The organism is Flavobacterium sp. AJR (assembly GCF_002156885.1).
In the GTDB taxonomy this organism is placed as follows: domain Bacteria; phylum Bacteroidota; class Bacteroidia; order Flavobacteriales; family Flavobacteriaceae; genus Flavobacterium.
Map to the genome: position 1 here is coordinate 36,893 of NZ_NCWQ01000063.1, position 6,903 is coordinate 43,795.

Genomic DNA, 6,903 nt, shown 5'->3' on the forward strand with positions numbered 1-6,903 from the left:
TGTTTTTCTAATTATCTAATTGACTGATTTTCAAATTTTCTAATTAGAAAAGATGGCAAATTTAAAGGAAATCCGTAATAGAATTACTTCCGTTTCATCTACGATGCAGATTACATCGGCGATGAAAATGGTTTCTGCTGCAAAGCTTAAGAAAGCACAAGATGCAATCACAGCGATGCGTCCTTATGCCGAGAAATTAACGGAATTATTACAAAACCTTTCTGCAACACTTGATGGTGATGTAGGAGGAGATTTTACTACACAACGTGAAGTAAAGAAAGTATTAATTGTAGCAATAACATCTAATAGAGGTTTATGTGGTGCATTTAATACCAATGTAATAAAGGAAGCAAAAGTACGTTCTGAATTTTATGCCGGAAAACAAGTTGACATTTTTGCTATAGGTAAAAAAGGAAATGATGTTTTAAGCAAAACACATTCAGTAATAGACAATAAAAGTTCAGTTTTTGATGACTTGACTTTTGATAACGTAGCTGAAATTGCTGAAATTTTAACTCAACAATTCTTAACTGGAAAGTATGATAAAATTGAATTGATTTATAATCAATTTAAAAATGCTGCGACTCAAATTGTTCAAACTGAACAGTTTTTGCCTTTGGCTCCAATAAAATCAGATGTACCAGTTTCGACAGGAGATTATATCTTTGAACCTTCAAAAGAAGAAATCGTGTTAACTTTGATTCCTAAATCATTAAAAACACAATTATACAAAGGTATTCGTGATTCATTTGCGTCTGAGCATGGTGCACGTATGACTGCTATGCACAAAGCAACTGATAATGCAACTGAGTTAAGAAATCAATTGAAATTAACTTATAACAAAGCACGTCAAGCTGCAATTACAAACGAAATCTTAGAAATCGTTGGTGGAGCAGAGGCTTTGAAAGGATAGGAAAAATTTTAATTTTTCAAATCTTCAAAATTGCAAAGCAATGAAAGGATAAGAAAAATTTTTAAGTATATAAAAAAGAGCCAACAATTGTTGGCTCTTTTTTTATGTCTATATTTTAGAAGTTGAGAGGGATAAATTTTACTTTAAAAAAAGTTCTTCTTCAATTTTTGAAAATTCTTCTTTTTCATATTCTTTGATAGCTGTATTTTTTACCAGAAAAATTTTGTCGCAGTCTTTATATAGAATTTCCAGAATATGTGAAGAAATAAGGACTATACTTTTTTGAGATAACTCTCTAATATAATTCATCAACAGATAATTAGATTCTAAATCGAGACCATTAAAAGGTTCGTCAAAAATATAAATTGGATATTCTCTTTGGAATACGGCATTCATGTAAGCCTTTTTTTTCATTCCAGTCGAAAATGTCTTGATGAGTTTATCTTGTGAGACATCAAACAAATTGGTTTTATTTCCAGTTTTTAGATTTAGTAATTCTTTATAAAAATTTGAAAATTCTGTAGCAGTAAGTTCATCGTAAACTGGTACTTCAGTTGGGAAAAATGCTATTTCGTTATGTTTAATGGGCAAATCAATGTAGGATATTGTTCCTTCAAAATCTATTAGTGCAGTTATAATTTTAAATAATGTAGTTTTACCTTCGCCATTTTTCCCAACGACTCCATATATTCCATTTTTTGAAATTGAAAGATTTATATCCTGTAAAACAGTTTTATTTCCAAATGCTTTCTTCTTGATATTAATCTGTAACATATTTCAAATTGTTTATTGTTTTTATTGACTTATAGTATAAATAAGGTAAAATTAAAAAAGGTATTCCAATTTGGATATTTATAATAAATAAAGCGAAAAAAATCTGTTGTAATAAACTATTGCTAAAAAAAGTGTATTTAAACAAGATGCTAATTATTGGAAATAAAAAAACTAATGGTACAAACAGTAGTAAATCCCATTTTTTGAATATTAATAGACATAAAATTAAAGCTGTACTCAATAGTAAGGTGTTGTATATCGCAACTTGAATTTGCTTTAAAAGATATTTCCCAGAATCGAAAGAACTTATTTTTATATGAATTATGTTCTCTCTATTAAAGGATGGTAAACAGCCAATAAAAGAAACTAAAAATAAGCTGGCAAGATTTAGATTATCATTATTGTATTGGTCTCCCATTACATTAAGGAAAATAATCAAAGGTATAAAAAGGATAAGTTTATTTTTTCTAAAGCAAATATGCCAAAATGGATCAAATAATCTGAAGGGATACTTTATGGTTTTAAGCCCTAGTTTATTTAGTAGAATCAAGAAATACAGTATTAGAGAGTGTATTATAAGAATATCCCAACGTTGGTTTATAAGATAAATAATTATAAACGGAAAACTATATATTGTGTATTCCAGGAACAATAAAAGACGATAATTTTTATTTACCCTCAATAGCTCTATGTCCTTTCTGTTCTGATGATAAAAGGCTATTTCTAAAGTTGTTATTAAAAAGTAATAATTGTATTTTGGAAATAATTGATTTAGAAAATAAATAATAACTGAGTAAAAAGCCAAGAACAATCCTATTGCTAAATAGTCATCTTTTGGTAATATTTTTCTAAATCGGATTAGGATTAAATACTTTAATATTTTTATCATTTCTTATTTTAAAAAGCAGTCATTAAGCAAAATGTAATATTATTTTCCTGCTATAAAGGCTGCAAAATAGATAAAAAAACAAAACCGAAAATAATCAAATACAATTATTATCCTTCAAACTCTTTTTTCCAAGCTTTTAAAATACCAGAGAAATCCCATATCTTTTTTTGGTATTTTGTTACCAAAAATATTAAAACAACAACATCAAATAATAAAAACAACAATATTATGTATAAGCTCATAGCTATTAATTTAAGTAGTATTGTGTATATATTGGTAAATCTCCGAAATTCTACATATTCATAGCATAAATTATCTATTCATAAATGCATATGTAAATCTGCCCAATTCAAAACCGATGTAAGTTAATATAGCGAATATCCATAATAGCCATACTATAAAATTGTTGGTTTCCTCTTTGGCATAAAGAGCGATTTTATTCATATACTTTTTCATGTTTTTATAGTTTAATTAGTTAGTAGTTTGAAGAGTTGTTAATGGATGAAATTATAATATGCTTTTCCTATTACGTATCCTGCAAAATATAGACTAGCCCATAATATAACTGCTGATAGGACTATCTTAGCAAGAGTGTCGATATTTATAATATTGTTTTCGTTTTTCATCATTTATATATTTTTAAGATAATAATACTCTAAATATAGAATTATTTACCATAACACCATAGTGTTTGTAAATAAAATCTGTAAAAATATTAAGAGTGAGTAAATAGAAGAAAGAATAATCAATTTTATTTTTTGAGTTAGATTTAGTTTCATTACAGTAATAATTGTTTTATTCCCAGTATTCACTATAAAAATTTTTAGTTTCCATTAATTCTAAATGACTTCCTGATATGGAAACTGTTTTGTCTTCTAGAATATAAATAGTGTCGGCTATGTTTTTTAGCATATTTAAGCGATGTGAGATAAAAAAAATGGCACATTCTTTTTTAATTTTTTGCAATAGATTTATAGTAAATTGTTCTGTGTTTCGATCCATTGCAGCGGTAGCTTCATCCAGAATTAAAAATTGAGGTTTTTTGTATAAAGCTCTAGCCAAAGCTATAATCTGTTTTTGACCTCCTGATAAATTGATTCCTTCTTCACCAAGAATAGTTGTTAAGCCTTGGGGCAATTGACTAAAATAAAAATCAAAACCATATTCGGTTATAAATTTCATGAAACCTTCTGGTGTTTCCTCTTTGCCAAGTAAAATGTTATCAATAACGGTTCCTTTAAAAATGGTAATTTCCTGAGGAATCACAGCCAGTAAATCTCTGTAGTGTTTAAGACCAATTTCTTTAAGGGAGTATTTATTATTTACAATAATATTTCCGTTTTCAAAATCATAAAAGCGCTGTAATATTTGCCCTAAGGTGCTTTTCCCGCTTCCACTTTCTCCAACAACAGCTATAAACTTACCTTTTTCCATATCTATATTTACATCATGGAAAAGTTCACTTCTTCCTGCAAATCGAAAAGAAAGATTTTGAATAGAAATTTTCTCAATTTCAAAAACTTCTAAACCATCTTCAGTTTCTTTTTCTATCGATGCAAATTCATACATTCTATTAAAAGCAATTTTAGCCTCATTTATAGGAATTGATATTAGAGCTAAATTTGCAATAGAAGGGAGCAAAGCTCCTACAATGCCTAATATAGCCATCAATTCACCAATTTTAATTTCATCATTAAAAACCTGAACAGAAGTATAAATCAAAATACTGATTGAAAAAATAAGACTCGCCAATCCAGATTGCCAAGACAGGGTGATGTTGATTTTTCCTAGATTGAATTTTTTTTCTTGAAAATTAGCAAAAAGATGTTCGTTTAATTTATTAAAAAGAGGTTGTTTATTGTCAATTTTTATAGTTGAAATCCCTTGAATAGTATTGATATAATTACTTTCATTAAGAGCGTAACTCTGCATAACTTCTTTTTGAGAGTCCATTATTTTTTTATTTTTACTATAAATAATGAAAAAATATATAGGCAAACTTAATAAGGAAATTAAGCCCAGCTTCCATGAATAACCAAACAGGAATACTAACGAAATAATAGCGACTAAAACATCAATAACTAAAGTACTGGTGAGCATTTTAATTACACCTTGTACACGTTGTACATCGTTTAATCGTGCTACTAGTTCTCCTATTTGTCGAGTATCAAAAAAAGGTTTTGGCAATTGTAAAAGAGAAGAAAAAAATGAATTGTTTATTCGGTTATTAAAATCTTTGGATTGTTGTAGTAAGAAGTATTCTCTTAAAACAGCTATTCCTACTTTGGCCAAAAGCAAAATGACTAATAGAGAAATTCCTGAGATTAGCTTTTTGATATTGTGTGAAGGTAAAATATCATCTATGAGTTTTTGAGAAAATAATGCCATCGACATTCCTAAACTAGCGATAAAAATACCTAGTAAAACAGAAATCCCAATAAGTTTGTAATCTTCCTTCACTACGTCCAGAAACCATTTTATCTGAGCTTTTTTATCTGTCTTTTTAGTTATGAAATTTTCATTTGGTTCCAGGGTCAAGCAAGTTTTTGAAATCCAAATTGTTTCTAACTCTTCTACTGATAAATTGTAAAGGCCTTTTGCAGGATCTCCAATCAAGAAACCTTTGCTGTCATCATATTTATAACACACAATATAATGTTGTAGTTGGTTGTCTATAAGGACATGAAGAATAACAGGTTGTTTGTGAGTAATAAGCGTTTTTATATCTGCCTCATAACCTTCTGCCGTAAAACCTAATTTATTTGCAGCTTGGTAAAGCCCTAGTGTTGTAGTACCTTGTTTGGTTGTACCACTTATTTCTCGAAGTTTTTCGATGGACTGATTTCCGTTATATAATTTTATAATCGATAATAAACAGGCTACGCCACAATCGGATTGGTCCAATTGTAGAGTATGTGTTTTCTGAATTTGTTTTATCTTCATTATATTTTATTCGAGATTCATTTGTTTTATCAAAACTTCGATTTTAGTCTGACCTTTTATTTTCTTAATTAGGTTCTGCTCTTTATCATAAAGGACTAAACATGGCAATGACTTAATATCAAAAGTAGAAGCGAAAGTAACTTTGTTATCACATAAAAAATAAACGTTGTCATAAGTGGTTAATTGATGTTTTTGGGCAAATATTTTTATGTTTTCCGGTTTTTCAAATGAGACGAAAATTAATTGGAAATTACTCAAACGCTCCATGTTTTCTTTAATCATTTTAGCTTCTTCATGGCAAAATTCACAATCTGTATTAAAATAAATAAAAATTGTTGCAGTCTCTTTCTTTAATTTTTGATTGGTGAAAATACCTCCTGATATATCTTGGTATGAAAATTCAGGAATGTTTTTTATATTTTGTGCAACCTCTTTTTTATGGTTTATCTTAGACACAATTAAGTAACCTAAAAAAAGTAAAATGCCAATGAATGTTATAAGAAGAATGATTTTTAGAGATTTTTTCATTTTTCTGGTCCTTTATTCATAATCAGAGACATTATAAGGCAAATCATTGCAATAGTTCCCATAGCTGCTTGAAGAATATCTTCATTATAAAAGAAATACCTTACTATATGCGCAAAAAGCATGATAAAGCATGCAATAAGAAATAATTTTTTAGTGTTAGACATGTTAAGAATAATTAAGGGTGAAAAACATAACGATAGTTATCCATAATAATAAAGTGGGACCATAACTATAAGCTACAATTTTAAGCCCTTTATCCATATTGGTTTCGGTTTCTTTGCCTATAAAATAAGCAAGGATAAGCCAGTATGCCAACTCGAATAAATTGAGTGTTTGAAACGGATAAATAAACCAAGATTCTAAATCTTTGTAGCCTACTATATTTAATGCTGATAAGGGGTAGAAATATTGAATATCCTCTAAATCGTATTTGGTTTGAAAAAAATAGAACCAAATAATTTTAGCAATAGCAACTAACAAAAAAATAAACTCAGCTTTAATTGCAATAGTCCATAATGATTTGTATGCTACTTCTTTCTGGCTAAAAAAATAAGTACCCATGTATAACACAATGGCGATTACACTTGTTTTTATTGTAATGTATACAGGAATGAAAAAATAAGAAACCCACTTCCATTTATTTTGAATTTCAAAAAAGTGGTTTAGTTGTTGAGAGCTTAGATTTTCTGCCATTGAATTGTAAAGTAACTTGTCAATATTTAAAACTGATTTTATAATCTCAGTAATTAGGATTAAAGCGATAGAAAGAAACAAGCATTTAATAAAAGGATTTTTCATTTTTTTTCATTTAAAAATACGCAACAATCCTTCCTTGATTTATGCAGCATGAAGTACA

The 6,903-nt window shown here is 28.3% G+C and carries 7 protein-coding genes; 1 reads left to right on the top strand and 6 read right to left on the bottom strand.

What is annotated here, in order from left to right:
* Positions 1-52: 52 nt before the first annotated feature.
* Positions 53-913, top strand: coding sequence for an ATP synthase F1 subunit gamma (gene atpG, locus B8T70_RS16340; RefSeq protein WP_039113326.1), 861 nt, complete (start codon positions 53-55; stop codon positions 911-913).
* 138 nt (positions 914-1,051) lie between these two features.
* Here the strand turns inward: atpG and B8T70_RS16345 are convergent, their stop codons facing one another.
* From B8T70_RS16345 to B8T70_RS16365, 6 genes are all read right to left on the bottom strand, one after another.
* A complete protein-coding gene (locus tag B8T70_RS16345; RefSeq protein WP_086895511.1) occupies positions 1,052-1,687 on the bottom strand; it encodes an ATP-binding cassette domain-containing protein in 636 nt (211 codons plus the stop codon).
* A gap of 996 nt (positions 1,688-2,683) precedes the next feature.
* Positions 2,684-2,818: a hypothetical protein gene (locus B8T70_RS24360; RefSeq protein WP_255398715.1), complete on the bottom strand. Its 135-nt coding sequence runs from the start codon at positions 2,816-2,818 to the stop codon at positions 2,684-2,686.
* A gap of 252 nt (positions 2,819-3,070) precedes the next feature.
* On the bottom strand, positions 3,071-3,202 hold the full coding sequence (locus tag B8T70_RS24365; RefSeq protein WP_255398716.1) for a hypothetical protein: 132 nt from the start codon (positions 3,200-3,202) through the stop codon (positions 3,071-3,073).
* A 169-nt stretch (positions 3,203-3,371) separates the two neighbouring features.
* Positions 3,372-5,519, bottom strand: coding sequence for a peptidase domain-containing ABC transporter (locus B8T70_RS16355; RefSeq protein WP_086895513.1), 2,148 nt, complete (start codon positions 5,517-5,519; stop codon positions 3,372-3,374).
* A 6-nt stretch (positions 5,520-5,525) separates the two neighbouring features.
* Complete coding sequence (locus tag B8T70_RS16360) at positions 5,526-6,047, bottom strand: redoxin domain-containing protein (RefSeq protein WP_086895514.1); 522 nt, start codon at positions 6,045-6,047, stop codon at positions 5,526-5,528.
* 165 nt (positions 6,048-6,212) lie between these two features.
* Entirely contained in the window at positions 6,213-6,845 is a 633-nt protein-coding gene (locus B8T70_RS16365; RefSeq protein WP_086895515.1) for a hypothetical protein, read from the bottom strand.
* Positions 6,846-6,903: the final 58 nt, after the last annotated feature.

Excerpts from the sequence above, each read along its gene's own strand:
- B8T70_RS16360 (WP_086895514.1), bottom strand. The coding sequence starts at position 6,047 with ATGAAAAAATCTCTAAAAATCATTCTTCTTATAACATTCATTGGCATT.
- atpG (WP_039113326.1), top strand. The coding sequence starts at position 53 with ATGGCAAATTTAAAGGAAATCCGTAATAGAATTACTTCCGTTTCATCT.
- B8T70_RS24365 (WP_255398716.1), bottom strand. The coding sequence starts at position 3,202 with ATGAAAAACGAAAACAATATTATAAATATCGACACTCTTGCTAAGATA.
- B8T70_RS16345 (WP_086895511.1), bottom strand. The coding sequence starts at position 1,687 with ATGTTACAGATTAATATCAAGAAGAAAGCATTTGGAAATAAAACTGTT.
- B8T70_RS24360 (WP_255398715.1), bottom strand. The coding sequence starts at position 2,818 with ATGAGCTTATACATAATATTGTTGTTTTTATTATTTGATGTTGTTGTT.
- B8T70_RS16355 (WP_086895513.1), bottom strand. The coding sequence starts at position 5,519 with ATGAAGATAAAACAAATTCAGAAAACACATACTCTACAATTGGACCAA.
- B8T70_RS16365 (WP_086895515.1), bottom strand. The coding sequence starts at position 6,845 with ATGAAAAATCCTTTTATTAAATGCTTGTTTCTTTCTATCGCTTTAATC.